Source organism: Chitiniphilus eburneus (genome assembly GCF_005048205.1).
GTDB lineage: Bacteria > Pseudomonadota > Gammaproteobacteria > Burkholderiales > Chitinibacteraceae > Chitiniphilus > Chitiniphilus eburneus.
On record NZ_SUMF01000003.1, the window covers coordinates 226249 to 251759 of the forward strand.

Genomic DNA, 25511 nt, shown 5'->3' on the forward strand with positions numbered 1-25511 from the left:
GGTACCGCTGACAAACCTGGCTGGCCGCGTCGTGCCGACGTGCCGAACCTTCACTGACCGTATGACTTGCATTGCCCGCCAGCGGGAAAAAGTCCGGTCGATCGCTTTTCGGGGTGTTTCCAACCGCTTGCCCAGACCTCTCACCAGAGTGGTGATTGGCAGCTACAAGCCGCGCCATTGCTGGATTCCTGCCTTGGCGTGGTCATGCCATCCTATCACTTATACCGGTTAGGCATAAACATATAATCAATTTCACTAATGAAGGGGTGGGGCGTAGCCTCAAGGCATCCGATTCACAGCTTTGGTTACTCACATGGACTCCACCACCGTCATAGGATCGAAGGACCCCACCTTCCAACTCAGCGCTAAGCTGCAGTCACTCAACCAATACTTGCCCGGCCTGCTACTGGTGGGCGCCATCACCGCGCTATCGGTATGGGCTGGCGATATTCCCTGGGTGGCCAATCTGGGCCTGGGCGCGCTGACACTGGCCATCGCGGTCGGCATCGTGGCCGGCAATACGCTGTATCGCCCGATCGCCCCGCAATGCGCGGCTGGCGTGCATTTCTCCAAGCAGACGCTGCTGCGCCTGGGCATCATCCTTTACGGCTTTCGCCTCACCTTCCAACAGATTGCGGATGTCGGCACCGCCGGTATCGTGATCGATCTGCTGACGCTCAGCTCCACCTTCCTGATGGCGTTCTGGGTGGGCCGCAAGGTGTTCCACCTGGACGACCAGACGGTGATGCTGATCGGCGCCGGCAGCAGCATCTGCGGCGCGGCGGCGGTAATGGCCACCGAGCCGGTGGTCAAGGCCGATGCCAGCAAGGTCGCCGTGGCCGTGTCCACGGTGGTGATCTTCGGCACCATCGCCATCTTTCTCTACCCCTGGCTGTACCAGCTCAACCTGACGCACCAATGGCTGGCGACCACGCCGCAACGCTACGGCGTCTACATCGGCTCGACGGTGCAGGAAGTGGCACAGGTGGTCGCGGCCGGGCGTGCGATCAGTGATGACGCCGGCAACGCGGCGGTGATCGCCAAGATGATCCGGGTGATGATGCTGGCACCGTTCCTGCTGCTGCTCGCCAACTACCTGGCACGGCGCGGCAACAAGGCCACGCGGGGCGACAGCGCTGTCGCAAAGCAGGAAAAGGCGCCAATCACCATTCCCTGGTTCGCCATCATCTTCATCGCGGTAGCCGCCTTCAATTCACTGCACCTGCTGCCGCAAGCCGTGGTCAACCAGTTGATCACGCTCGACACGGTGCTGCTGTCGATGGCAATGGCGGCGCTGGGCCTGACCACCCACATCAGTGCGATCCGCCAGGCGGGGGTCAAGCCGATCCTGCTCGCCACCCTGCTGTTCGGCTGGATGCTGCTCGGTGGCGCACTGATCAACCACCTGATCAACGGCCTGCTGCTCTGAAGCAACCCGCCAGACGGAACAGGCATCAAGCGCGGCGCGGCCCTTTACCTGGGCCGCGCGGCTCGTTCCAGGGCCGCTACGCCTCACGATTCGCCATGACCACCCCTGCTTCGGGCTCCACCATTTCTTTTTGATACAGACAGCAAACTGCCTTTCATCCAGTCATGTTTGTTCAGCCTTGAACAAGGTTTATATCGGATACGCGGGTCAATCGGCGCACCAGTGTCGATGCCCCGCATTCCTCACCGGAGAACCGACATGACCACTGGATGTCTTCGCCTGATCCGCTCGCTCGCACTGGTGCTACCCGCCATGCTGAGCAGCGTTGCCGCACTGGCCAGCAACCCACCACCCAACCCTTACCTGGCTGCCGAAAAATACGCGGTCACCCATTTCGACTCGGCGCAGACCGACGCCTTTCCCTATGCCGTGCCACAAGGCACCAGCTATGTCAGCGCGCTGGCCGGGCCACAGGTGCTGGCAGGGCCGATCAATCTGATGACGCTGGCCACCACCTCACCGGACTACATGTGGGGCGTTTCCACCACCGGCGTCAGCTATATCCGCGTCGCCAGCAACCAGTTCACCCCGGTGGCGCGCCTGTTGCTGCCAGGCGTCACCCAGACCGCGATCAACACCGTGCTCGGCCTGCTGACCCAGCCGCTGACCACCCTGGCCCAGGCACAGCAGATCGTCAGTCAACTCGGCCTGAGCGGCGGCGGCATTTCCAGCGCCTATAGCGTGGTGGACAACCAGAACGTGCTGTACGTGAACTACGGCAAGACCATCTACGCCTTTGCCCTCAACGTACCGGCACTGCCGGTGCTGGGCATCCATATCGAGCGCTCGCTCGATACCACCACTTTCCTGCAAAGCGGAGAGTCGGTTGCCGGCCTGGTGATGACCTATGACGGCAAGCTGGTGATCCTGGGCACGCGTTCGGTATCGATCGTCAACCGTTCGTTCACCGGGCCGATCCATACCGCCACCTTCAACAGCGACGAGTACATCAGCAACTCCGCCGCGGTCGATTCGAACAACGGCATCTACGTGATTTCGGACAAACTGATGCGCAAGGTGGTCTGGACCGGCAGCGCGCTCTCGACCAACCCAGCCGATGGCGCCTGGGTATCGCCCTACGACACAGGCGATACCTTCCCGACGGTGTTCGGTTCGGGCTCGGGCGCAACGCCGACGTTGATGGGCTTCGGCGACGACCCGGACAAGCTGGTGGTGATCACCGACGGCTTGCAGCGGATGAAGCTGGTTGCCTTCTGGCGCGACCAGATTCCGGCCGGCTTCAGCAGCCGCGTTGCCGGGCAGATCCAGGTCAATTGCAATCTGCCGCCGCAATACCAGATCCAGACCGATCAATCGGTGGCGGTGGATGGCTACGGCGCCTTTGTGGTCAACAATGTCTCGGCGCTGGACGGCAGCACCGGCTCGGGCAATGCCTTCGTCGATGCGCTGGTGCGCGGCCCGCTCCTGCCCCCGCCGGCCGGGGTGGAACGCTTCCAGTGGGATACCACCACGCATGGCTGGAGCTCCACCTGGGCGCGATCGGATATTTCGTCCAACACCATGGTTCCGGGCATCAGCTCGGCATCGGGCATCGTCTTCGCCAACGGCTACTACACCGATGGGCGCGGCTGGACCGTGGTCGGCATGGACTGGAACACCGGGCAGACACTGCACCAGACCGTGTTCGGCAACAACATCCTGGGCAATGGCTTCTACGCGCTGACGCAGTTCCTGCCTGACGGCGACCTGCTGTTCAACAGCGTGATCGGCCCGGTGCGGGTACAGGAGCCCGGCGGCGTGGTCTATCCGTTCTGATCCCGTCGCGGCCCGGCATCGCCGCGCCGCTGGCGCCTGCCCCAGTGTGGGCAGGCGCCACAGCACGCTTTCCATTTCCTGCCGCGTGCAACATCCACCCTGCGTGCCTTCACGCCTTCATCGGAGATACGCCCAGCGCCCGGATCGCGGCCACCCGCTCACTCAGCAGCCGCTGATGGGTCATCAGCGCGCCTTGCAATACCATGTGATACGGGTTGGCGCTGTCGGCCGGTGTATACGGCGCTTGCAGGTAATCGTGGTCCGGCGGCTCGGCGCGGCGATGCTCGAAGTACGCCGCCAGTTGCTGGTGCACTTCGTCGATCCGCGCCAGGTGGACGAATACATGTTCGCGAAATGCCGGTTCCAGCGTATCGAACAGCGCGTGGCAATCGGCCAGCGTGCGCAGCAGGTGCTCACCACTGGCGATCAACGCCACCCGATGTCCGAACAGCGCCATGTCGGCCTGGTAGCGCCGCAGATGGCGACGCCCACGCGGGCCGTAGTCGGCCTTGAAATTGGCCAGTTGATCCCGCAGGTCGAGCTGCGCCCGCGTCAGCGAATCGAGGCAGCCGCCGGTCAGACTGTCCAGCGAGCGCGTCGCCGCCACGCTTTCGAACAACGCGCCCAATTGCCGGCTGGCGCGGCGCGCCAGCAGGTGGAACTTGTAGCCCTGATCCGGCGGCAGCACATACAACTCGACCAGGAAACCGATCAGCATGCCGAAGAACACCGCGAACATGCGACCTTCCGCCGCCGCCAGATCGCGGCCGAAGCCAGCCACCAAACAGATGGCGATGCCCATGCTGGTCAGGCGAAAGGCGTTGGGAAAATGCTTCACCAGCACGAACATCGCCAATGCCACCAGCACGATGATGGCCAGCGGCTCAGGCACCAGCGGATACAGCACCAGCCCGATCGGAATCGGCACCAGATTGGCCATCGAGCGTTGCAGGAAATACTTCTTCGAGCTCTCCACCGATGGCCCCAGCCCCAGCGTCAGCCAGGCCGAGGACGCCATGGTCTCGGCGATGCCCGGCGAGGCGCCCCACAGCGCGGGCAGGCTATAGCCCACCAACAGCGCGATCAGCAATTTGACGAAACGTCCTTCCTGCGAGATCGACAGCGCGGAAAGCCGGGTGCCTGGATTCATGCCTCGTCTCCGATAACCGACATTGCGCACGGTGCCACAACCCGGCTGGCACCGCACCCCTCCCATCATGGACCACACCGATGGGCAAGGCTGGCACCGCAACGTCGCGCCCGGCCAACGACGGAAGAATGCAATGCGCCGGCCATCGCCTATGCTTTTGGCATTCGAGTCGAGGCCGGCCCGCCATGAACAGCAATCCGAGTAATCCAGGCAATCCGAGCAGAAAGCGTCAGGACCGGGATGTCGTACAGGACCCCAGCCTGGTCAAAAAGCACATGCCGCAAACCTACACGGCGTCCTCAGGACCGGGCTTCTCCGCGATTCCATTGCCGAGCACCCCGCAATCGGCTTTCCTGCCGCCGTCATCGGCCCATTTCACGCCACTGAGTGTACCCAGCACATTCGGCCCCGGCGCCAGCACGGCCTTCCCCAGCATTCCAAGCATCTCGCAACCCACATCCCCCACTCTGTCCAGCCCGGCCCTCACCACGCCACTCACCGCGCAGCCGACGCAGAGTGCCACGCCCACGTTGGCCGCCAGCACCTCGCCGCCCACCGTGAAGTTCCGGCTGGACGATACCGGCAAGGTGCATTACCAAGCCAAGGACGACACTCAGGCCCGCACCGACCATGCCGCGCACTACATGGAGATGAATGCCTCCGATTTCGCACTGTTCAAGAACGCCGGCAAGCGCAGCCCCAGCAACAAGGTGATGGACCCCGTCAGCGGCGACAAGTACGTCTTCGACGCGCAGCAGAACACGTTCTTCGGCTACGACAAGAGCAAGGCCGGCAAGCGTGGCGCGGAGGTGGACGCGAGCCTGAAGCAGGAGTTGCTGGGCAAGCAGCAGAACAAGCAACTGGTGGATCGCCGCCGCGAAGACCGCACAAAATCGGGCCAGGACACCCTGAAGCCTTTCGACGTGGGGCATTACAAGCAGGCACCGGGGGGGAGCAGGTTCGATGTGCTGAGCGGCAAGAAGGAAGAAGCCGGCTTCGTCTCCAACCGCGACCACATCCCGTCCGGCGCGTCGCTCCAGTTGCGCGATGGGCAGTCTGCCTACAACCAGGGGCTGACCATTGCCATTCCCAACGAGGTGATGCACCGCCCATCCAGTTCCACCTACGGCGGGCGCCAGACCACCAAGGATACGTTGGACAGCAATTCGCCGTCGGCGCGCAAAAGCATGGACAGCGACCACTCCGGCCTGGCGTTCTACCGCGATACCACCACCATGCTGAGCCGTACCGCCGACACCGATTTCACCCAGCAATCCGGCGCCAAGCACGACTACCTGGACCTCACCAAACCGGAAAATCGCGTACGCCAGGTCGGCGCCTACCGCACGCTGTACCGGGGCAATACCCGGATGTACGCGGCCGACCAGGATCGCGGGGTAAACCCAAGCGAAACCGGGCACACCGTCAGCCATGCGGGCACATCGGACGGGCGGCTCGGCGCCTTTACCTATACCCAGGCCGCATCCGGCAGCGGTGGCAGCGGCACCCCCACCCAGGGCAGCCTGATGGTGGGGCACTTCCAGGAGGCACTACGCAATACCAAGCTGGCCAAGTAAAACCTGGCACCGCCAGACACACCCGACGCCCTCGACGCCAAGGGCGTTCTTTCCTTGCGCAATACGATCGATTGCCGGGGCGAAACGGCCCAGGCATCACAACAAGCGATGCATGCTTCCAGCGGCCCCACGCATTGACGCCGACATGTTGTACGCGACAGGCGCGCCAGCGGAACGCGCACATGAAGCCGCAATGGAAAGCCGCGCACGCGATACGCTGATCAACGTGGCGTCTGGTGGGGTATCTGATCGGATGGCATCTGCTGATCCTGAAATGGTGCGATGCCACAAGAACAGGACCAGCCGGTCGATTTTCCCGGCTACAGGTGGAATGAACTGAGGCGCTACTCTCTCTTGTTCCAATCGGCCGATTGCTCCACATCGAGCTGCGGCAACGCGTTCCAGATCCGCTCCACCGCCTCGTTCATGCCAGAAGCCGTCGCGACCACGCCTGGCAGAAAGGTGGCGTCGGTGCTGTAGCCCACGAACAGGCCATTGTTTGGCAACCGCCTCGGCCGGGTGCTGAGCCCTTCCCCCAGCCGCCGCAGGTTACGGTGCCGCGAGTCTCGCTCGATCACGCGCATGAGTTGCAGCACATCTCCCTTGGGCCCTTCCAGGTACTGGCAGAAGTACAGGCCATCGAACAACAGCAGGCCGGTAATGGCCAGCCCCTCGTTCTTCTTTCTCGCCCGCTGCGCCAGCAAGCCCATCTGGTAGGGCTCGAATTCGGGACTGACATCGCTGAGATAGAGATACCGATACATTTCGAACCCGTAGGAAAAGCGCGCTCGCGACGGCTTCTCGGCCATCGGAGGCCCTTGCGTCGTCAACGGTGTGGTTCAGGAGTCAGCAGACCGCCTGGCATCACATCGATCAGGCAAGCCGCACAAGCATGGATTCCTGACAACCCACTTGATGGAAGGTGATAACCCGGCGTTATTTTGCTTCGTTCTCGAACATACATCAACACACATAGCATTATAATGTTACGCACATTTCCCTCGTCCGGAGACGCTACCGATGCAGATTCAACGTTACGGACTCCGGGTCGTGGGCCAACATGACCAGGCGGACTGGCAACCTCGCCTGACCGAGCAGATCGCCACAGCGCAGGTTCTCTGCCGCGCCGAGGTGGTTACGCTGGAGACGATCGAACTGGATCTCGAATGCACCCGTGTCGACCTCGAAGCGATCGGTTACGAGATCCTGCAGGGGGCACTGGGGTTTACGCCGCGCTACGTGATCGTGCAAAACCCGGATCACCAGACCTATTTCCTGCGTAAAACTGTGGAATGACCCTTCCGATTCCCCGACCCTTGCCCGACCAGGCCGGTTTGCCATCACACCCGGAACGCATGACGCCTTGCGTGGCGCAAAGCGGGGGCTATCGCACGCTTCAGTTCGACTTGGTGGCCATCCAGAGCAGGATGGCACTCGAAGACCCGCTACAACTGGTACTGAGTTACACCCGTAGCATGCTGGCGTTCCGGCTGTTCGTACCCGACCCACGGCAGGTGGTGATGGTGGGGCTGGGGGGCGGCTCGCTCGCCAAGTATTGCTACCACGCGATGCCGGACACGATGATCTCGGTCTGCGAGATCGACGCACGCGTGATCGCCCTGCGGGAGCAGTTTCACGTGCCGCCCGACGATGAGCGCTTCCGGGTGATCTGCGCGGATGGGGCCGACTATCTGCGGCAACGCGAGGCCGACATCGACGTCCTGTTGATCGACGGCTTTGACCAGCGAGGCATTCATCCATCGCTGTGTACCGAAGCCTTCTACCGACAATGCCTGGATGGCCTGACAGCCAATGGAATAGCCGTGTTCAACCTGCTCGGCACCGATGACGACGCAGGCCGCCATCTCCACCGCTTATGCAAGGTGTTCGCGGACAAGGTGGTGGTGATCCGGGCGGAAGACTGCGCCAACTACATTGTGCTGGCCAGTGCGTCGGGGCAGTTGCGTCAGACGCCGGACGAGGTGGTGCTGGCGCAGGGCGCGCTGATGGAAGCGGTCACCGGTTACGGGTTCAGCCAGTATGCGCATCGACTCATCGTCAATCGCCGGCTGTATACCCAACCGGCACAGCTTGCCGAAATGTTCGACACCCTGCACCGCAAGCGAGGCGCCTGACCATGCGGCTATTTCACGCGCGGGTTGGCGCGCGACGCGGCATCGCCGTATTCCACGCCATGCTTGGCGAGGTAGTCCCGAATCAACTGGCGGACTACCTGAGAGGTATTGAGATCCTGTGCGGCACACAGGTCTTCAAAGGCTTTTTTCTTGGCCGGATCGATCAGCACCGTCAGGCGCGCGGTCTTGGCTTCCATCGTTCACACACACTCCGAATGGATGTGCGTTGAATTGTAATCCAATGCACATGCCGCATACAGCACCCACCCGTGTGCCGCGCCTTGCGTCCATTGTGCCTCAACTTCAAGGAGATCGTCCGTGAGTACCCTTCCCCCCTGCCCGCAATGCCAATCCGGATATACCTACCAGGATGGCGCCCTCTACATTTGCCCGGAATGCGCCCACGAATGGGCCCCGGAAACCGATACGCCTGAAGCCGACACGCAACGCGTAGTGCGCGACGCCTACGGCAATGTCCTCAACGACGGCGACAGCATCACCGTCATCAAGGATCTGAAGGTCAAGGGCTCGTCGTTGGTGGTCAAGGTCGGGACCAAGGTAAAGGGGATACGTCTGGTCGATGGCGATCATGACATCGACTGCCGCATCGAAGGCATCGGCGCGATGCAGCTCAAGTCGGAATTCGTCAAAAAGGCATGAGTCCCAAGTCATCAAAGCGCAGTGGCCTCTCATCCGCAAAGGAAACGAACCACCTGTTCAGCGAGGCGACAATGCACAAGTGTCGCGCAAGAATATGGCTCTCTGGAACTATCGCGCTGGCCCCATGAACGCACCCTTATCGGTCATCGGTCGCCAAAATTTGCCCGGCTATGTGCTGCCGGTGTGCGTATCCGCGCAAGCCGCGGAGCCAGCGCAGCCCGACGCCCCGCGCTTTGCGATCTGTCTGATCCATTCAGGCAGCGCCACAGTGACGCTGAACGGCCAGCGGCTCTTGCTGGGCGCCCCTGCGGTCCTGCTGCTGGACGACCGCGAGCGGCCCCAGTTGGATCGCACGCAGGGGCTGGCGATTGAAACCGTCTATTTCCATCCCGGCATCATCAATTCCGCGTTCACCCTGGAAAACCTGCATGGGGCCTCCCCTGGGTTCAGCGGCACGCTGGAATACGATTTCTATCTGCTACAACCCCTGCTGCCACCCGACCCAGCGCGCCGGATCCTCAAGCTGTCGCCGCAGCAGGCCCGCCACCTGCGCCAACTGGTCGCCAACATCGCCAACGAGGCGGCCAGCCAGCCCGACCAAAGCTGGCCCTGTCGCACCCGCTCCTGGCTGTTCGAACTGCTGTTCTGCCTGCGCGCCGCCAACCAGGCCGCCAACCAAGCCGCCACCCTGGCGCTGCCCTCCCAGGCCAATCGATTGGATGATGCATTGTTGTTGGTCCACGAGCGCTATCACACCCGCTTCACCATTGCCGAGCTGGCGCGCTGGTGCGGCAGCAACCGCACTTCGCTGAATGTGCACTTTCGCAATCTCACTGGCGCCAGCGTGCACGACTATGTGATCCGCCTGCGCATGGATACCGCCGCCGCGCTGCTGCGCGACACGCTATTGCCGGTAGGCGAGATCATGACGCGCGTCGGATACGAGAACCCCAGCCATTTCAGCCGCATTTTCCGGCAGTTCACCGGCAGCACGCCGCGCGACTACCGCACCGCGCACAACTGGATGTAAACGACACAACCATTGTCGTTTCGCACAATTTCATTGCCACCCCATCCTGCCCTCCAGGCGGGGTGCGTCGTATCGTCGAGGCACATTCTCGACAAGGGGTACGACATGAACAAGTGGCTCAATCTGATGCTCATCGCTTTGGTCGCCTGTGGCTCCAGCCAGGCATGGGCGGCGAGCAAGAAACCCAAGCAGGCAACGGTAGTGGTGCCGGCCGTGCAGGAAGAAGCGCCGCCCGAATTCGCCAAGGTTTCGTTCACCACCGAGGACGGCGTGCCGCTGGCGGGGCGGGTATTCGGCAAGCCCGGCGCGGCGTGGGTGATCCTGTCCCATCAACACGATCGCGATCAGACCGCGTGGGAGCGCTTCGCCGCCCGCCTGGCTGATGAAGGCTATACCGTGCTGACCTACGACTTCCGGGGCTACGGCGATTCGGGCGGCCAGCGCGTCTACGCGCAACTGGACCGCGATCTGAAGGCCGCGGTGGCCTATGCCCGAGCCCAGGGTGCCGACAAAGTGGCACTGATGGGCGCCTGCATCGGCAGCATCGCCACCGTGCCCGCCGCTGCCGCCACCAAACCGCAGGCCGTAGTGCTGATGACTTTCATCTCTTCGTTCGAAGGCTTGAAAGCCAGCGATGACGATCTGAAGGCCATCGCCGCGCCCAAGCTGTTTGTCGCGGCGCGCTACGACGGCACCATGGACAGCGTCATGCGCATGGAAAGCGCCGCCGCCGATCCCAAGCAGTTGCTGATCTCCGAAAGCGGCGGGCGCGGCCCGGACATGTTCGTCAGCCGCGACGGGGAGGAAACCCAACAGAAGATCGTGGCTTTCCTCAAGCAAGCCGTGCCCACGCCCTGACCCGGGCTACTTGATGACCGATGCTGGGAAACCAGGGGCATTCGTCAACAGCAGCAAAACAAAAAGCCCTGAATTGCTCAGGGCTCTTTGCTTGATTTCTTGTAAAGGCGTCGCTTCCCCGTCATCGGGCAAGCACAACTGTAGACCTGCATACAGGTGCCATCACCACCCGGAATCCAGCCCACCCCATTGGTGCGATAGCCTCCAGTCGAAATGCACGGCTCAGCCCACCAATCACCACTATACCTATGGCAATCGATGATCGGCTCACACGCTGAGGCCCGCCTGCATGACGACCAATTCCGGCGAGAGGAACAGGGATGAAAACACGCAAACTCGGAACGAACGGCCTTGAGGTATCCACCATCGGCTTCGGCTGCATGGGGCTGGACTTCAGCTATACCCACAAGCTCACCAGGGAAGAGAGCATTACGCTGATCCGGCAAGCGGTGGATCGGGGCGTCACCTTCTTCGATACAGCCGAGGTCTATGGTCCTTTCACCAACGAGGAAATCGTCGGCCAGGCACTGCGCCCCGTGCGCGACCAAGTGGTAATCGCCACCAAGTTCGGCTTCAACATCGTCGATGAAAGATGGCCGGCATGGACAGCCGGCCCGAGCACATCAGGCAAGTGGCCGATGCATCCTTGAAGCGGCTCGGCATCGACACCATCGACCTTTTCTACCAGCACCGGGTCGATCCCGACGTGCCGATCGAAGACGTGGCGGGTACGGTGAAAGCGCTGATCGACGCAGGCAAGGTTCGGCACTTCGGGATGTCCGAACCGAGCGCGGCCACCGCCCGCCGCGCCCATGCCGTCCAGCCGATTTCGGCATTGCAGAACGAGTACTCGCTGTGGACGCGCGGGCCGGATACCAATGGCATCCTGGAGGCCTGCGAGGAACTTGGCATCGGCCTCGTTCCCTACAGCCCGCTCGGCAAAGGATTCCTGACCGGCGCGATGAGCAAGGACACGCCGATCGGCGAAGATGATTTTCGCAAGCAACTGCCGCGCTTCACACCCGAAGCGATGGAAAAGAATCAGGCATTGATCGACCTGCTGCGCCGCATCGCCGAAGCAAAGGCGGCGACACCCGCGCAGATCGCACTGGCATGGCTGCTGGCGCAGAAACCATGGATCGTGCCCATCCCCGGCACGACCAAACTGCATCGACTGGAAGAGAACATCGCCGCCGCCAACGTGGAACTCACCCCGACCGATCTTGCCACCATCGCCGAGGCCCTCACCGCCATCGACGTCGAAGGCGAACGCTATCCGGCACACCTGATGGCGACTACGGGCCGCTGACCCTCAGCGCGCAGCGGCCGGGAGCCGGGGCTGAAGTCTGCAAAAAAACGCACGCCTCCCACTACCGATGGAGTAGCGGTGGCTTATGCCGGGGGGTTTGAAACTCGCAGCACTACCGGAAGGCGCTGGGCTACCTGGGGGGGGGGAAATGATTGGGCAAGGGCCGACAAGGCCGGGCAGACCGGGAGGCGACCGACCTCGAGGGCCAGTGCAGCCTTGCCAATGAAGCTTCGGAACGGCCAGCTGCAACCGCAAAGGGCATACCAATGGTGCGCCGGCCAACCAGAAAACAAAAAAGCCCCGATTCCTCGGGGCTTCCTGCTTTGATCTTTGGCGGAGAGAGGGGGATTCGAACCCCCGATAGGCTATTAACCTATACACGCTTTCCAGGCGTGCGACTTAAACCACTCATCCATCTCTCCGCAGTGGAGGCCGAACTATACGCCAGCCGCCTGGCATTGCCAAGAGTGATTTCCGGGCTTTTTTTGACGGGGCGAGTCAGCCACTTCCGCCCCGTTTTGCCCATTCATCCGCTCATCCATGACGCCGCCATTCCCTACCAGGCCGTCCATGCGCATAACTACCTCACCGCACACGGCGGCGGAGCGACCTCGTCGGTGCACCAAAGCGGTTCATAAGGTAATTCACGTAGTGCCGTTCCAAAAACTACATTCCTCTGTTATAAAGAAATCCACTTGCTGATTACGTTTTAGCAACGCTTCGGATGCGATAAAACAGCATCACCGCGTAACCCGTCGCAGCGCACCAAAGGAAGGCACGATGGCCAAGGTACTGGTGGTAGGCAGCATCAACATGGATCTGGTGGTGGAAACCGCCGCCTTTCCGCGATTGGGCGAAACGCTGTTCGGCCAGGGCTTTGCCACGCACCCCGGCGGCAAAGGTGCCAATCAGGCGGTCGCGGCGGCCCGCCTCGGGGCGGAAGTGATCATGCTCGGACGGGTGGGCAACGATGCGTTCGGCCAGCAACTGGCTGCCGGGCTGAAGGCGGAAGGCATCGATACCCGCTGGCTTGGCGTCAGCGATTCCGCCACCGGGATTGCGGCAATCACGCTCTGCCAGGCCGACAACGCGATCATCGTGGTTCCCGGTGCCAACGCCTTGCTGACCCCCGCCGATCTGGACACCGCCGAAGCGGCGTTCGCCGATGCCGATGTGGTGCTGGCTCAACTGGAAACCCCGCTTGCCACCGTGGAGCATGCGGCGGCGCTGGCCACGCGCCACGGCAAGCCATTCGTGCTCAACCCCGCCCCAGCCGCCCGCCTGCCGGAGCCGTTGCTGGCGCAATGCACCCTGCTGACCCCCAATGAATTCGAACTCGCCACCGCACTCGGCCGTCCCGACGCCGACTGGCAAACGCTGCTGTCCGCCCTGCCCGGCCGCGTGGTCATGACCAAGGGCTCGCAAGGCGCCTTTCATACGGATGCCGCCGGCACAGTACACCGCCAGCCAGCGTTTCCGGTCACGCCGGTCGACACCACCGGCGCCGGCGACACCTTCAACGGTGCGCTGGCCGCGTTCTGGCACCTGGGCCTGCCGGAAGCCATCCGCCACGCCTGCGCTGCGGGGGCATTGTCGGTGACCAGGCCCGGAGCGCAGGGCGGGATGCCGACGCTCGCTGAGTTACGCAGCTTTCTTGGAGCATGACCATGAAAAAGACCGGTCACCTGAATCGCGACATCAGCCGCGTCCTGGCGGGAATGGGCCATACCGACTGCATCGTGATCGCCGATTGCGGCCTGCCGATACCGCCGGGCGTGGAATGCATCGACCTGTCGCTGAAGATCGGTGTACCGCGCTTTTTGCAGGTACTGGATACCGTGCTGGCCGATCTGCAAGTGGAGCGCGCGGTATTCGCCAATGAATGCCTGGATCACAACGCGGAAGTTGCCGAGCGCGCATCGTCGCTGGCGCGCGAAAACGTCCAGGTGGAATTCGTTCCGCATGAGCAGTTCAAGGCGCTGACGCGCAACGCCAAGGCGGTGATCCGCACCGGCGAGGCCACCCCCTACGCCAATGCGGTTCTTTATTCCGGCGTGATTTTCTGACGCCGCCCCCCGCCGCGACGACGCAGCGGCGGGCAGACGGGAGTGCGTCATCCAGGCGCCCTGAGGGCGGCAAGGAGTCGAGCAACATGCAGATCAAGATGAGTGGCATCAGCAAGGCCTTCGGGCCGGTAAAGGTGCTCGAGGGGGTCGATTTCGCCCTGGCGGCGGGGGAAATCCACGCGCTGATGGGCGAAAACGGCGCGGGCAAATCCACGCTGATGAAAATCCTCTGCGGCGTCTACCAGGCCGATGCCGGCACCATCGAGGTGGATGGTCACGCGGTGCAGATCCATTCCACTACCGATTCGGAACACCTGGGCATCGCCATCATCCACCAGGAGCTGAACCTGATCCCGCAGTTGTCGGTGATGGAAAACCTGTTCCTGGCGCGCGAGCCGCGCCGTTTCGGCGTGATCGACAGCGGCCGCATGCGCCGGGAGACACAGCACTGGCTGGCGCTGGTCGGCGCCGGGCAGATCGATCCCGACATCGAGGCGGGCAAGCTCTCCATCGGCCAGCAGCAGATGGTGGAAATCGCCAAGGCGCTATCGCTGAACGCGCAGGTGCTGATCATGGACGAGCCGACCGCGGCGCTGACCGAACGGGAGATCGAAAAGCTGTTCGGCATCATGGCCGACCTCAAGGCCAAGGGTGTGGCCATCGTCTATGTGTCGCACCGCATGGAGGAAATCTTCCGCGTCAGCGACAAGATTTCCGTGCTGCGCGACGGGCAGTTCGTCGGCGAGCGCGTGATCGCGGAAACCGGTTTCGACGAGATCGTGCGGCTGATGGTGGGCCGCGAACTGGGCGACCGCTTTCCCAAGCGCGCGGTGGAGATCGGCACGGTGCGGCTGGCCGTCAACGATCTGGCCGATCAGGGCAATATCGCCGGTATCGGCTTCGAAGTGCATGCCGGCGAAGTGCTCGGCGTCGCGGGCCTGATGGGCGCCGGGCGTAGCGAAATCCTTAAGACTCTGTTCGGCGTGAATCGCCGCACCCATGGCGAGGTCATGCTGGATGGCCAGGCACTGGTCGCGCGCACGCCTTCCCAGGCCATTGCCGCCGGCATCGGTTTCGTCACCGAAGACCGCAAGAGCCAGGGGCTGGTGCTGGGAATGTCGGTGCGCGAGAACGCCACGCTGGTTCACCTTTCCCGCTATGCCCACGGCGGCGTGGTCAATGGCCGGGCCGAAAGCGCGGCCGTCGCCCGGCTGGTGGATGAACTGCATATCCGCACCCGGGATGCGGAGCTGGACGTGAAATCGCTATCGGGAGGCAACCAGCAGAAGGTGGTTTTCGCGAAATGGCTGGCCAACCCGCCCAAGGTGCTGCTGCTGGACGAGCCCACGCGCGGCGTGGACGTGGGCGGCAAGGCCGAGATCTACCACATCATCAATCGACTGGCCGCCGCGGGCGTGGCGATCGTGATGGTGTCGTCCGAACTGCCGGAGGTCCTGGCGATGAGCGATCGCATTCTGGTGATGCACCAGGGGCGACAGGCCGGCATTTTCTCCGCCGCCGATGCCACCCAGGAAACCATCATGACCGCCGCCACCGGCGGCAACTGAGCCTACCAAGAGAGCGACCACCATGACCCCGCAACAAAAAGCCACGCTGCAAAAACTCGGCCCCTTCCTCGCACTGCTGCTGGTGGGCGCCGGCCTTGCCTTCATGAGTCCGGACTTCCTCACCGTCGGCAACCTGATGAATGTGCTGCGCCAGGTATCGATCAATGCGCTGATCGCCTTTGGCATGACGCTGGTGATCCTGCTCGGCGGCATCGACCTGTCGGTCGGATCCATCCTGGCGCTGGCATCGGTGCTCACCGCGATGATGATGCGTGCCGGCTACGACCCCATGTTCGCCACGCTGGCCGGCGTATTCGCCGGTGCCGTCATGGGGTGCGTGAATGGGTTGATCGTGGCCAAGGGCAAGGTAGCGCCCTTTATTGCCACGCTCGGCATGATGACCGTGCTGCGCGGCCTGTCGCTGGTGTTCTCCAACGGCAGCCCGATCACCGGCTTCCAGAGCGATTTTTTCTCGATGCTGGGCGGCGGGTACGTCGCCGGCCTGATCCCGGTACCGGTGGTGTGGACGCTGCTGATGTTCGCGCTGTTCTGGTTCGTGCTGAAGAAGACCGTGTTCGGCCGCCATGTCTATGCCACCGGCGGCAACGCGGAGGCCGCGCTGCTCTCGGGTGTGAAGACCGACCGCGTGCAGATCGGCGTGTACACCATCTCCGGTGCGATGGCGGCCATGGCCGGCATGGTGCTGACCTCCCGGCTGAACTCGGCCCAGCCCACCGCGGGCATGGGTTACGAACTGGATGCCATCGCGGCCGTGGTGCTGGGCGGCACCAGCCTGGCCGGCGGGCGAGGCTGGATCTTCGGCACGCTGGTCGGCGTGCTGCTGATCGGTGTGCTGAACAATGGCCTCAACCTGCTGGGCGTGTCGTCGTTCTACCAGCAGGTCATCAAGGGCAGCGTGATCCTGCTGGCGGTGCTGATCGATCGCGGCAGCAAGAAGTAACGGCTTTTCATCGCTTTTGCTGTGAACCGGCCCTCGCGGGCATATAAACCAACCTCTTCCGAGGAGTCGAACCATGAAACGCTTGATCCCCTCCCTGCTCGCCGGTCTGCTGGCCATCGGGCTTGTCGCCTGCTCCAAGCAGGGCCCGGATACCCAATCGGCCGCCACCGGCGCATCGGGGCCGGCTCCCGCCGCTGCGGAAGGCGGCAATTCGGTCGGCCTGTCGATCTCGACCCTGAACAACCCATTCTTCGTCAGCCTGCGCGACGGCGCGGAGAAGGAAGCCAAGGCTGCCGGCATCACGCTGATCAGCGTCGATGCGCAGGACGACCCGGCCAAGCAGATCGCCAGCGTGGAAGACCTGATCCAGAAAAAGGTCAGGGTCATCCTGCTCAACCCGACCGATTCGGATGCGGTGGCCAACGTGGTCAAGCAGGCCACGGCGGCGGGTATCGCAGTGATTTCGCTCGACCGTAGCGTGAACGGTGCCGAAGTCACCTCGCATATCGCCTCGGATAACAAGGCGGGCGGCAAGATGGCGGCCGACTTCCTGCTCGACCGCATCGGTGGCAAGGGCAACGTGGTGGAACTGGAAGGCCTGCCCGGCTCGTCCGCCGCACGTGAACGTGGCGAGGGCTTCCATTCGGTGGTCGACGGCAAGGCCGACGTGAAGCTGGTCGCCAAGCAGCCCGCCGACTTCGACCGCGCCAAGGGCCTGTCGGTGATGGAGAACATCCTGCAGGGCAACAAGGATGTGCAGGGCGTGTTCGCGCACAACGACGAAATGGCCCTCGGCGCGCTCAAGGCCATCGAGGCCGCCGGCCTGAAGAACGTGGTCGTGGTTGGCTTCGACGCCACCGCCGATGCGATCGCCGCGGTCAAGGCCGGGCAAATGTCGGCCACCGTGCAGCAAAAGCCGGAGCTGATCGGCAAGATGGGTGTGGAAGCCGCCCGCCTGGTGCTCGATGGCAAGCCGGTGGAAAAGAACATCCCCGTGCCGCTGGAACTCGTGACCAAGTAAGACAGGCCTGCCCGGCACCGTTGCAACAGGCGGCGCCGGGTACTTTCCCGCCTGGCACAGGGCCGGCCCAGCGCCGGTCTTTTTGCACCATGCGCTACACTGGCACCCCTTTTCGCATGGCGCCTGCTCCGAGGCCAAATACCGTGAGCCAGTTCGAACGCCTGACCATCGACGACATCGCGCGCCTGGCCAACGTATCGCGCACCACCGCCAGCATGGTGCTCAACGGCCATGCCGAACGCTACCGGATCGCCCGCGCGACGGTGGAGCGCGTACTAGCCGTGGCCGCCGAACACCACTTCTCGCCATCGCAATCGGCGCGTGCGCTGCGCAGCCACAAGACCGGCACCCTGGGGCTGGTGATTCCCGAACTGACCAATTTCGCCCATGCCAGCCTGGCGCAGGCGCTGGAAACACAAAGCCGTGCAGCCGGCTACCAGTTGCTGATCGTGACCAGCGACGACGACCCCGACTGCGAAGCCGAAGGCCTCACCCAACTGTTGGCGCGGCAAGTGGAAGGGCTGATCGTCGTGCCCGCCGCCGGCGACCCCGCGCGCTATCAGCCCTGGGCCAGGCGCGTGCCGCTGGTGTTTGCCGACCGGCGCATCGAAAACTGCGACATCCCCTGGGTGGTGACCGACGCGATCGGTTCCGTGACGGAACTGGTAGGCACCGTGCTAGCGCAAGGCGTGGACGAGGTGGTGTATCTGGGCGGCCAGTCGGAGCTATCGCCCAGCCGCGACCGGCTGGCCGGTTATCGGGCCGCGCTGACGGCGGCAGGCAAAGCCGAACAGACGGACTGGGTTCATCAACGCGACTATCGCCGCGACTCCGGCCAGGCTTTGTTCGCGGACTGGCACGCAGCGCATGGCCGCGACCCGCAAGCGGTGTTCACCGGATCGATCACCCTGCTGGAAGGGGTTCTGGCGGAGCTGATCGCACAACACCGACTGGCCAGCGCGCCCAGGCTGATCACTTTCGACGACCATCCGCTGCTCGACTGCCTGCCCCTGCCCATCGACGCGGTGGCCCAGGACAGCGGGCAGTTGGCCGAGCACAGCCTGGCACTGATCCAGGCCCTGCTGGCGGGCACACCGGCCCACAGCCTCCAGGTACCGGCACGATTGCGCCGACGCGGGGCTGCGGCGGCAACCGGCGCCTGATCATCCGGACCGTGACGCGGGCCGGCACCAGAGCAGTTCGGCAACCCCGCCCATGTCGCCAAACACCACCGCGTTCTGCTCGAAGCGCTCGCCCAGGGCCATCGCGTCACCCCGCGCAATACCGAGAATGAGCAGCGATGGCTCCGCAGCCCAATCGCCACCACGCGGCTCACCCGCCCCTTCGAAGCAGACCCAGCCCGATTGGCGCACCACATCGATCAGGTTCTGATGGCGCGCCAGATTTTCATGCGCGCAAAGTTGCGCCGCCGAATAGGGATTGCAGGCGGAGACAAACGCCCAGGAACGCACGCCATGCCGTTGCAACACGGCATCCAGGTCGGCATGTGTGGCACCGATGCGCAGCGCGAGCGCAAGTGAGGGCACGACATAGCGGGTGGCGCGGTAAGCGGCGCCGAAGCATTGTTCCAGCTCGCCAGACTCCATTACCGCCCTCCCCGGCCAAACAGCCGGCAATGTGCAGCCGGCTGGAGACTTGTTTCAGGTACCACTTGAGCATCCAAGCGTCAGGTTTTACTGGGCTGATTGGCTTTAGAGGATCCCATCAACAGCCCAAGACCACGCCTTCCATGCATGATGCCTGCGGATCTTCGATTCATCAGGCACCAAGAATCACATTCACTTGGCCCCAAACGCCGGTTAGACCAACCCCGAGCCGATATTGGACATCAAGAGCCGCGAGGCCAACCCCAGTGCTTGCGCGGCGACCCCGTTAATTCATACCTGCATCGTGGCCCAGGCGAGAAAACCAACTCATTCACCTGCAAAAACCGCGAAGAAATCTGCGAATTTCTCCTCAATTTCATCCCTCTTCTCCAAGAAGCCGGAAGCCATGTACAAATCACTTCCATCTTCGAAAGCGAGAATTTCAAGAACGAAATCCCCACGCCCCCAAACTGTTGCCCGCCCCATCGTACCGTTTCCGTCCAACTCCAGCCGCAAGGAATCATCCACCGACTTGGGCGAAAAAATAATCTCGCTTTTTTCAATTGAAGCATAGCGCTTTTTATTTTCCTCCCACCAGGCTACAAATTCGTTCAAATCCATGGATCATATCTTTTTTTCCGGAGCATGCTGGATATTCGTAGAACTCTATATTTATGGAACTGTCTGCTTTCTGCGGCTGAGGATAATCAGACCTTAACTCAGCCTTGATTGGACTCCTTAAGAGCCAAGCCTTTCCCACCAGAATCAACAACAACCTTGACTTTATTTTTCATCAAGCTCATTTAACTTGCTTAGTGCCTTTCCCGCATAAAACACCACATCATCCCACTCAGGGGTTTTTATATAAAAACCATCGCTTCTATTTATTCCATACCTATCAAAAACCACGTCTATACTTTTAACCACCAACGCCACACAATCAACTTCATACTGGTTGAAAAGGAACTCACCAATACAGGATTGTATATCATCCGCCAGGTCTGTGTCGTCAAAGATAAAATGCACAGCCAGATCAAAATCGTCGTGAACGACACCATGGGGCATAATCCCTTCCACCCAAACTCGCTCTTGATAACCCCTATCCGACAGGGATTCCAACTTTACCTTTAACTCGTTTCGTCGCCAAGTATTTGATATTTCCATACTCATACGTTCACCAGTCCGCCAAGCACCAGCACAATAAGGGCCCCATTAAACACCAGGGGCAATGAAAGTAAAGCATTGAAAAGAATTTCCATTTTTTCACCCAAGCCATCTACTTCACATATCGAATCCATGGCCGATTTAAAAACAACCACAAGACCCATTTCAACAAAAACAAGACCAACAATGTTTTTTCCAAAGAGAGCCGGAATACCATAACCCAAAACAACCGATGACTCCATGAAAAAGGCAATGCAAAAGACAAAAATTGGTGTTTTCATTTTTTTACCCCCCGGCAGCATTCACCCCAGCCATCGTAAATCCTGCTGTGGCGTTGTTTCACTTAAGCAGAGGACGTAAAAAGTATATAGTTCGATTGTATCGACCCATTAATTGCACCCATGGCAATCTTCAGGTATAGCGAGCCCAGTCGAATACGTTACACGAACTCTACTCATAGCCCGGGCGCGCAGGCCTCAGAGAGCGGGAATTGCGCTGCACGCCATACCTTCAAGTCTTTTTCCGTTGATCGTAACGATCAAGGTCATGCCGGAGGAACAGTAAAGAACAGCCTCCCCCTCTTCGACCTCCACTTCGATTTTTTCCCCCGGTCCTTGCGCCGTTACCAGAATTTGGTCACCGGCTTGCACGACAAGCTCTTCGGCCCAAGGCTCGAGGATGACTTTGGACAACCACCCGGACTTGTTGCCCAAGCCTACCTGCAAAGGTTTCTCTTTCATCATCCCCCCAAGTTCCAATATTTTGCCCATCATTGCAGCGCTATTTGTAGCGGCCCGGTACTGGCCAAAGGGCGGCAGCCCGCATGCTGCGCAGCCCAATCTTGTCCTCAAAGGGCTTGCCGGCGAACCACTGAGTGTTCTTATGATGACCGCACCATGATCCAGTTGTCAGCTCCTTTGCCAACATCCTGTTCTAGCCATGAGCCTCAGATCACCCCTGGATGCGGCAACTATCTATATGGACTAATTCCAACAATTGTTAATAATTTCGCCATCACCCAACACCAGAAATAATGCGTAACATAACTTCGTTCATATCGAACCCCATTTAATATCGAACTTTGAAATTCTAGGCGGTTGATGCCATTGCCCTGGCTAAGGGCACGGGTGCCGGCACCGTCGTAGGTGTAGGCGATCTGGCTGGCAGCGGGTGGCCTAGCACAGGTTGCCGGCGGCGACGTATTGGTAGCTCAGACCGTCGGCACAGTTGGTGAGGTTGCCGCTGCTGTCGTAGCTGATGCTGGCATTGCCCCAGGTGGTTGAGTTGGCAACAGTCAGGCGGTCCAGCACGTCGTAATTGAGGGCATGTCCGTAGCTGTAATCGGCGTTATCACCGTTGTCGTAGACCCACGCTGTCGAGCATCGGCTGACTGGCGGCGACGGCCTGATTGTAGGCGGCCAGTGCGGTTTGATATTGCGCCAGTTGTTGGGTACAGGCCGTCTGCGCGGTGTTGTATTGGGTCAGGCCTTCGCGAAGGGGGGCTAGGCGGTGTACTGCTGGCGATAGGAGCTCCCGCCGTTGGCCTGCCTTTGCGACGGCGGCGAGCAAGTGTTCAGCTTGGGACGCCACGCCATGACCACGGGGTTAAAAGCATACTGCGGCAGGGTCGTTGCGATAGCAAGGTGGGGGGCACTCGACAACCGGCTTCGCCGTTGCGTCAAATTTCGCCACGGCTGCTCAGGCAAGACCACAGGCGTTGTATTGAACTTGCGAGCGGCATTGCCCAGCCGATCTCGCTCTCCAGCCTGGATGTATCCTGCACAGCTTGCATTAATCCAATATCAACATGCTTTCAGGCATATGGATTTATCCCAAATTTCTCGAAAATCCAAGCCACGCCGCCCACAAAAAACCCTACAAGAAAGAAACTTGATCCAGCAACAGCTATACAAAAGAAAATTTTAGCATATTCAAGCCAACCACCGTAGTCAACTGACTCATTGGTCACACCAAAAGAGTCCGTCAACAAATTCAAAACAATTACAAAAAAAATCATATTCAAGACAAAAGCACATCCATGGATAAAATCTCGATACTCTTTTTTCACCTCTTATCTCCCCCAGTTCCTTTTTGATAGCAAGTGATGGTGGCGCCTTCGATATCCGCCAGTTTGGCGCGGCCGTGGTAGGTGAAGTCTCTGATCGCGCCGGTATTGAGATTGATCTCTTGATACAGCATCCAGCGCCCCCTCCAATCCCTTGTTCCAGATCGAGGCCTAAAAAAGTTCAGGGCTTCTACAAAATCGCCATCCACAGACTCAATGTCAGCAAAGCCGTCATTGCCTCTGGCGAGTTGCAGAAGCCCCAGATACGCGAGCCCCGATCAATACAGGGCTTGCGTGGTGTTACCGAAGGTGTTGCTTGAGCATTCGCAACGCTTGATTTTGCCAGGCTTTCGGCACATCCATTGTAGAAGCTTCTACAAAAATCTATCAACACCCGGTGCCGTTCACCTCAGCGAAGCCCAGCAATGCCATGGGTTCGACTCCCATCGCCCACTCCAGATAAACAAGCGCTCGACGTCGTTAGGCGATTCCGGGTGCTTTTTTGCAGGTTCAACGCGTAATACTGCCGCCCTCCCATTGCCGCACTCACCCAGCCTTCTTACTTTCGAAAATAGAGAAAAAATCTGAGAATTTTCCCTCAATCTCACTGACACTTTCCATAAACCCAGAGATTGTGTACAAATCACTCGCGTCTTCGTAATCAAGAATTTCAAGAACGAAATCCCCACGACCCCAAAGTGTTATTCGTCCAATCAGACCAATTCCATCCAACTCCACGCGCAATGACTCATCAATCTCTTTAGGAGAGAAAGTAATTTCACTTTCTTCAATCGAAGGATAGTTTTTTTTGTTTTTTTCCCACCAATCTACAAATTCATTCAAATCCATGTATCACCTCACTTTCGTTGCAGCATACTGAATATCTGTCGCGCTCGGCATCTGCGGAACACCCCCCTTTTTTTGCCATCAATCTTCCTTCAGCGGCATTTCGCCCTACAATATTAGCCCAACCCTGATTTGTCGGCCCAAGGGAAGATGTTGGCACGCTAAATTCAACATATAAGCTTCCCGGCCTTCCTCGGCTTCCTTCAGCACGCCAATAATCTGCTCTTCCGTGAATCGCTTCTTCATGACCGCTCTTCTTGGGAACCGACTCTACATCGTCAGCGTACTAATCGCAGGGAGCAGGTCACCACGCCAAGTTGGGGTTTCGATGACCCACGCCTCGGCTTCAGCCACCGTACTCCTTGGCGCGCCAACTATCTACGTCTGCCTCGGGCTAGCCTACCGTAGATCTAAGCTTGAACTGTTTGGTGGCCTGACCACATACGCCTTGGTATTTAGTGGGAACTACCTTCCGGAGAGCGCTCACTTGGAATCCAAGTCTCCCCTACAACTCGTATTTTTATAATATTCCACTCATCAGAAAGGTGGCTTTCAAGCTCAACATTGACCTCACCTGTTCTTTTACTTCCCTTAACTGCATAGAGAAGTTCCGCATTTCCTTTAGGACCAACCTTTCTTATTGAATATCCAGAAAAATTCAATTTAACATCTTCAATTTTTCCAAATTTACCCCCAACAAATTCAGAATTTTTTATAAAAGAAATAGCCGATTCACTTGCCTTGCTGTTGACGGCAATTGCATACCCAACAAAATACGAAACAATTACCAACAAGGCAATAAAAATCAAAATAAACTTGAATTTTGTTTTCATTTTGGTGCGGCCGTGGTAGATGAAGTCTTTGGTCGCGCCGGTGGTGAGGTTGATCTCTTGGTACAGCAGGCCGTCGGCGCCGGTGAATTCGAGGCGGTTGATGCCGTTGCCCTGGCTGAGGACGCGGGTGCCGGCGCTGTCGTAGCGGTATTCGATCTGGCTGGCGGTGTTGCGGCTGGCCCAGCGCAGGTTGCGGGCAGCTTCATTTGCCAACTCACACAATTAACTCGCACCATTTTCCAAAATCAATACGGTCTTCATTTCTTCAATTCGATTAAATAAAGTGCTATTTTTTAATATCGGATTTATCTCCACCAACGCACACAAAAGCTTTTCAGCAAACTCCACAACCATATCTTTGTAAGCCTTGCAACCCACAGTAGAAATATGACTTAATTCCTCCCATTGCAAATTCAGGCTCGATGAAAACAGGAAATTATTTTGAATTGGCAAACCAACTCCGATTGAAATTCCGCCACCAACGGGGTTCATTAGCAAATACAGATTTGGGTGACCCGGATCGCAAAATGCCACTCTATTCCCTTTACTTAGTTCATGGCACGATTTTAAAAAAAACAAAGCGAGATCACTCAAAACATACCAATTTGGTACATATCCCCCATCTTTATCAAGAGTCATCCCATAAGAATCCCCCTCCCCCGAAACTTCAAACATGCCATAAATTTCAATATCTTCCAAGTCTGCCACTGAAGCATTTTGCAAAAATTCATCTTCGTCGCCAATTGTAAAATTTATAATCAATTTATTTAACTCCAAAATCAGAGGAGGAATAACCCTTTGTGCCATAGGAATTAGAACCCCAAGCAGACCCTAATCTTCCTTCCGCCATGCCAACCGTTACAACTTCACCATTTATGGTTGTTGAGAATTTGCCACTCTTAACGCCGGCTTCCACTGCTTCAGCATATGCTTTTTGTACTGCCGCCTCTATCTCTGCTTCGCTCCATGAAGAGTTAAAATAGCTTTTCGAGGCCAGTTCTTTCTCAACGGCATCTTTCCCCTTTGCCTCTAGCAGTCTTCCAACTTGTTGCTTTACTCTTGAGACGGTGTGACTATTCAAAATGTGGCTCATTTTATTGCGAGATATAGCCAGAGCAACGTTAGTGGAAGCATTGCGCGTTGCAGCAATCGCAATTCCACCAGGTACACCAGGAGTGGCAATTGCCGCAAGGTCGCCGGCAATTCCGGCAGCGTCTACCGCTGCGTCTCTGAAGCTCCCCGCCAAAACATTATTCGAAAAACTATATAAACCTACGGCGAGGCTGGGAATGCCAATAACCAGATCCTCTGCCCAGCGTCCATCCGGATCAACATACCTCAGCGGATTGTTATTGGCATAGGTATAGCGCCCAAAGCTATGGATCGGGTTGGAAGC

At 59.6% G+C, this 25511-nt stretch carries 32 protein-coding genes and 1 tRNA gene; 16 read left to right on the forward strand and 17 right to left on the reverse strand.

What is annotated here, in order from left to right:
• The first annotated feature begins 313 nt into the window (after positions 1-313).
• Both FAZ21_RS05955 and FAZ21_RS05960 read left to right on the forward strand, forming a co-directional pair.
• Positions 314-1429, forward strand: a complete 1116-nt coding sequence (locus FAZ21_RS05955) for a YeiH family protein (RefSeq protein WP_211243381.1) — start codon at positions 314-316, stop codon at positions 1427-1429.
• A 258-nt stretch (positions 1430-1687) separates the two neighbouring features.
• Positions 1688-3265, forward strand: coding sequence for a hypothetical protein (locus FAZ21_RS05960; protein ID WP_136772367.1), 1578 nt, complete (start codon positions 1688-1690; stop codon positions 3263-3265).
• A gap of 109 nt (positions 3266-3374) precedes the next feature.
• Here the strand turns inward: FAZ21_RS05960 and FAZ21_RS05965 are convergent, their stop codons facing one another.
• Positions 3375-4415, reverse strand: coding sequence for an FUSC family protein (locus FAZ21_RS05965; RefSeq protein ID WP_169307276.1), 1041 nt, complete (start codon positions 4413-4415; stop codon positions 3375-3377).
• Between the two features lie 275 nt (positions 4416-4690).
• Here FAZ21_RS05965 and FAZ21_RS05970 point away from each other — a divergent pair, with 275 nt between their 5' ends.
• Positions 4691-5992, forward strand: a complete 1302-nt coding sequence (locus FAZ21_RS05970) for a hypothetical protein (RefSeq protein WP_136772369.1) — start codon at positions 4691-4693, stop codon at positions 5990-5992.
• Positions 5993-6336: 344 nt separating this feature from the next.
• Here FAZ21_RS05970 and FAZ21_RS05975 read toward each other — a convergent pair whose 3' ends face one another.
• Entirely contained in the window at positions 6337-6801 is a 465-nt protein-coding gene (locus FAZ21_RS05975; RefSeq protein WP_211243382.1) for a BLUF domain-containing protein, read from the reverse strand.
• Between the two features lie 211 nt (positions 6802-7012).
• Here FAZ21_RS05975 and FAZ21_RS05980 point away from each other — a divergent pair, with 211 nt between their 5' ends.
• Both FAZ21_RS05980 and FAZ21_RS05985 read left to right on the forward strand, forming a co-directional pair.
• Positions 7013-7288 carry a hypothetical protein gene (locus FAZ21_RS05980; protein ID WP_136772370.1) on the forward strand — a complete coding sequence of 92 codons (276 nt, stop codon included), beginning with the start codon at positions 7013-7015 and terminating at the stop codon, positions 7286-7288.
• Entirely contained in the window at positions 7285-8127 is an 843-nt protein-coding gene (locus FAZ21_RS05985) for a spermine/spermidine synthase domain-containing protein (protein WP_136772371.1), read from the forward strand. The genes FAZ21_RS05980 and FAZ21_RS05985 overlap by 4 nt, the downstream gene beginning before the upstream one ends.
• Before the next feature lie 8 nt (positions 8128-8135).
• Here the strand turns inward: FAZ21_RS05985 and FAZ21_RS05990 are convergent, their stop codons facing one another.
• Positions 8136-8324: a ribbon-helix-helix protein gene (locus FAZ21_RS05990; protein WP_018748324.1), complete on the reverse strand. Its 189-nt coding sequence runs from the start codon at positions 8322-8324 to the stop codon at positions 8136-8138.
• 121 nt (positions 8325-8445) lie between these two features.
• Here FAZ21_RS05990 and FAZ21_RS05995 point away from each other — a divergent pair, with 121 nt between their 5' ends.
• The 5 genes from FAZ21_RS05995 to FAZ21_RS06010 all read left to right on the forward strand — a co-directional run bounded on the left by FAZ21_RS05995 (position 8446) and on the right by FAZ21_RS06010 (position 11984).
• Positions 8446-8787, forward strand: a complete 342-nt coding sequence (locus tag FAZ21_RS05995) for a zinc ribbon domain-containing protein YjdM (protein ID WP_136772372.1) — start codon at positions 8446-8448, stop codon at positions 8785-8787.
• Positions 8788-8911: 124 nt separating this feature from the next.
• Entirely contained in the window at positions 8912-9817 is a 906-nt protein-coding gene (locus tag FAZ21_RS06000) for a helix-turn-helix domain-containing protein (protein WP_169307277.1), read from the forward strand.
• Between the two features lie 105 nt (positions 9818-9922).
• On the forward strand, positions 9923-10675 hold the full coding sequence (locus FAZ21_RS06005) for an alpha/beta hydrolase (protein ID WP_136772374.1): 753 nt from the start codon (positions 9923-9925) through the stop codon (positions 10673-10675).
• Between the two features lie 320 nt (positions 10676-10995).
• Positions 10996-11325, forward strand: coding sequence for an aldo/keto reductase (locus FAZ21_RS21025; protein WP_211243383.1), 330 nt, complete (start codon positions 10996-10998; stop codon positions 11323-11325).
• Positions 11277-11984: an aldo/keto reductase gene (locus tag FAZ21_RS06010; protein WP_211243384.1), complete on the forward strand. Its 708-nt coding sequence runs from the start codon at positions 11277-11279 to the stop codon at positions 11982-11984. The genes FAZ21_RS21025 and FAZ21_RS06010 overlap by 49 nt, the downstream gene beginning before the upstream one ends.
• Before the next feature lie 331 nt (positions 11985-12315).
• Here the strand turns inward: FAZ21_RS06010 and FAZ21_RS06015 are convergent.
• Positions 12316-12406 (reverse strand) — tRNA-Ser (locus FAZ21_RS06015).
• Positions 12407-12764: 358 nt separating this feature from the next.
• Between FAZ21_RS06015 and FAZ21_RS06020 the strand changes: the two genes are divergently transcribed.
• The 6 genes from FAZ21_RS06020 to FAZ21_RS06045 all read left to right on the forward strand — a co-directional run bounded on the left by FAZ21_RS06020 (position 12765) and on the right by FAZ21_RS06045 (position 18763).
• On the forward strand, positions 12765-13649 hold the full coding sequence (locus tag FAZ21_RS06020) for a ribokinase (RefSeq protein ID WP_136772375.1): 885 nt from the start codon (positions 12765-12767) through the stop codon (positions 13647-13649).
• Between the two features lie 2 nt (positions 13650-13651).
• Positions 13652-14050 (forward strand): D-ribose pyranase, encoded by a 399-nt coding sequence (gene rbsD / locus FAZ21_RS06025; protein ID WP_136772376.1) that lies wholly within the window; start codon positions 13652-13654, stop codon positions 14048-14050.
• An 86-nt stretch (positions 14051-14136) separates the two neighbouring features.
• The gene (locus FAZ21_RS06030) at positions 14137-15618 is read left to right on the forward strand and encodes a sugar ABC transporter ATP-binding protein (RefSeq protein WP_136772377.1); all 1482 of its coding nucleotides are present in this window, start codon (positions 14137-14139) and stop codon (positions 15616-15618) included.
• Positions 15619-15640: 22 nt separating this feature from the next.
• Positions 15641-16579 (forward strand): ABC transporter permease, encoded by a 939-nt coding sequence (locus FAZ21_RS06035; protein ID WP_136772378.1) that lies wholly within the window; start codon positions 15641-15643, stop codon positions 16577-16579.
• A 73-nt stretch (positions 16580-16652) separates the two neighbouring features.
• Positions 16653-17600, forward strand: coding sequence for a ribose ABC transporter substrate-binding protein RbsB (rbsB, locus tag FAZ21_RS06040; RefSeq protein WP_136772379.1), 948 nt, complete (start codon positions 16653-16655; stop codon positions 17598-17600).
• A gap of 143 nt (positions 17601-17743) precedes the next feature.
• Complete coding sequence (locus FAZ21_RS06045; RefSeq protein ID WP_136772380.1) at positions 17744-18763, forward strand: LacI family DNA-binding transcriptional regulator; 1020 nt, start codon at positions 17744-17746, stop codon at positions 18761-18763.
• On the opposite strand, the gene FAZ21_RS06050 is transcribed toward FAZ21_RS06045, so the two are convergent.
• The 13 genes from FAZ21_RS06050 to FAZ21_RS06095 all read right to left on the reverse strand — a co-directional run.
• Entirely contained in the window at positions 18764-19207 is a 444-nt protein-coding gene (locus FAZ21_RS06050; RefSeq protein WP_136772381.1) for a DUF3293 domain-containing protein, read from the reverse strand.
• 327 nt (positions 19208-19534) lie between these two features.
• Positions 19535-19828 (reverse strand): immunity protein TriTu family protein, encoded by a 294-nt coding sequence (locus tag FAZ21_RS06055; RefSeq protein ID WP_136772382.1) that lies wholly within the window; start codon positions 19826-19828, stop codon positions 19535-19537.
• A gap of 162 nt (positions 19829-19990) precedes the next feature.
• Positions 19991-20377 carry an SCO4402 family protein gene (locus tag FAZ21_RS06060; RefSeq protein ID WP_136772383.1) on the reverse strand — a complete coding sequence of 129 codons (387 nt, stop codon included), beginning with the start codon at positions 20375-20377 and terminating at the stop codon, positions 19991-19993.
• Entirely contained in the window at positions 20374-20673 is a 300-nt protein-coding gene (locus FAZ21_RS06065) for a hypothetical protein (protein WP_136772384.1), read from the reverse strand. The genes FAZ21_RS06060 and FAZ21_RS06065 overlap by 4 nt, the downstream gene beginning before the upstream one ends.
• A 174-nt stretch (positions 20674-20847) precedes the next feature.
• Positions 20848-21114 (reverse strand): hypothetical protein, encoded by a 267-nt coding sequence (locus FAZ21_RS06070; RefSeq protein ID WP_136772385.1) that lies wholly within the window; start codon positions 21112-21114, stop codon positions 20848-20850.
• A 432-nt stretch (positions 21115-21546) separates the two neighbouring features.
• On the reverse strand, positions 21547-21681 hold the full coding sequence (locus tag FAZ21_RS21030) for a hypothetical protein (protein WP_281279738.1): 135 nt from the start codon (positions 21679-21681) through the stop codon (positions 21547-21549).
• Between the two features lie 503 nt (positions 21682-22184).
• Positions 22185-22439, reverse strand: coding sequence for a hypothetical protein (locus tag FAZ21_RS06075; protein WP_136772386.1), 255 nt, complete (start codon positions 22437-22439; stop codon positions 22185-22187).
• Entirely contained in the window at positions 22436-22570 is a 135-nt protein-coding gene (locus FAZ21_RS21035; protein ID WP_281279739.1) for a hypothetical protein, read from the reverse strand. The genes FAZ21_RS06075 and FAZ21_RS21035 overlap by 4 nt, the downstream gene beginning before the upstream one ends.
• 412 nt (positions 22571-22982) lie before the next feature.
• On the reverse strand, positions 22983-23285 hold the full coding sequence (locus FAZ21_RS06080; RefSeq protein WP_136772387.1) for an immunity protein TriTu family protein: 303 nt from the start codon (positions 23283-23285) through the stop codon (positions 22983-22985).
• Positions 23272-23517 carry a TreTu family toxin gene (locus FAZ21_RS21335; protein WP_444542046.1) on the reverse strand — a complete coding sequence of 82 codons (246 nt, stop codon included), beginning with the start codon at positions 23515-23517 and terminating at the stop codon, positions 23272-23274. The genes FAZ21_RS06080 and FAZ21_RS21335 overlap by 14 nt, the downstream gene beginning before the upstream one ends.
• A 220-nt stretch (positions 23518-23737) precedes the next feature.
• The gene (locus FAZ21_RS06085; RefSeq protein WP_136772388.1) at positions 23738-24337 is read right to left on the reverse strand and encodes a cytochrome c oxidase assembly factor Coa1 family protein; all 600 of its coding nucleotides are present in this window, start codon (positions 24335-24337) and stop codon (positions 23738-23740) included.
• Positions 24338-24922, reverse strand: coding sequence for a hypothetical protein (locus FAZ21_RS06090; protein ID WP_136772389.1), 585 nt, complete (start codon positions 24920-24922; stop codon positions 24338-24340).
• A partial coding sequence (locus tag FAZ21_RS06095; RefSeq protein WP_211243385.1) for a hypothetical protein occupies positions 24879-25511 on the reverse strand: 633 nt, incomplete at its 5' end. The genes FAZ21_RS06090 and FAZ21_RS06095, both read right to left, overlap by 44 nt.